The organism is Acinetobacter sp. MF4640 (assembly GCF_002018895.1).
Lineage (GTDB): Bacteria > Pseudomonadota > Gammaproteobacteria > Pseudomonadales > Moraxellaceae > Acinetobacter > Acinetobacter johnsonii.
The window spans coordinates 1-843 of the sequence record NZ_MVOM01000139.1; the positions used below are offsets into that span (position 1 = coordinate 1).

Genomic DNA, 843 nt, shown 5'->3' on the forward strand with positions numbered 1-843 from the left:
TAGATCTCCTGCGAAAGTCATTATTGCAAGTTTATCCGGTTTACGAGTGCAGCAATTAAGTTAATGCGTAAGCCGAATCTTTTCCGTCTATTTCGATAGCGTTCACTTAATATTCTAAATGTTTTCAATTGACTATTAATGTGTTCGATCACAACTCGTATTTTTCCAACCATTTTATTGTACTTTTTCTCAACATCAAATAAAGGTAAATTCTTCTTTTTCTTTATTGGCATCAATAATTTAAAGCCATCTTGCTCTAATCCGTAGTACCCTAGATCAGTCATAACATATTCACAATGTTTGAATTTCTTAACCGTTTTTCTTGCCAATTTAATGTCATGCTGACTGCCATTCGATATATCTAGCCCTATGATTTGTTTGCTGTTCGGATGATAGATCACTTGTACTTTTAGCGTATATTTCTTCTTTTTACCACTGTAGAATTTACTCTGATTTTTTTTTCGGACGTTCTATTGAACATTCTGTCGCATCAATAATTACCCAGTTAAAGTGTTCGTCTGCCGTGGTAATGCTTCGTTTTGGCAGAGTAAAACGTCTTGATTTCATCAATGCATCTTCAACCTTTTTAATGATTCGATTCACATTACTTTCAGCGATATGGTAATTTGCCGCTAATTCCAGTTGAGTGCTGTAGTTCCGTAAGTAATTGAGAGTTAATAACAACTGATCCTCTATATCTAAAGTATGAGGACGACCTGATTTCTTTTTGAGTGATTCTGCTTTTTCTAAAACCTCTACCATTTCAGTAAAAACATGTCGAGGTACGCCAACCAAGCGTTTGAATTCAGAATCTGAAAAACGATTTAATTTCTGATATCTCAT

1 protein-coding gene is annotated in these 843 nt (G+C 34.4%); it reads right to left on the reverse strand.

Annotated elements, in window-relative coordinates; all coding sequences use genetic code 11:
* Nucleotides 1-20 precede the first annotated feature (20 nt).
* A protein-coding gene (locus MF4640_RS18800; RefSeq protein WP_101495502.1) for an IS5 family transposase occupies nucleotides 21-843 on the reverse strand; the annotation gives its coding sequence in 2 pieces (ribosomal slippage) (nucleotides 21-461 and nucleotides 463-843; 822 coding nt in all).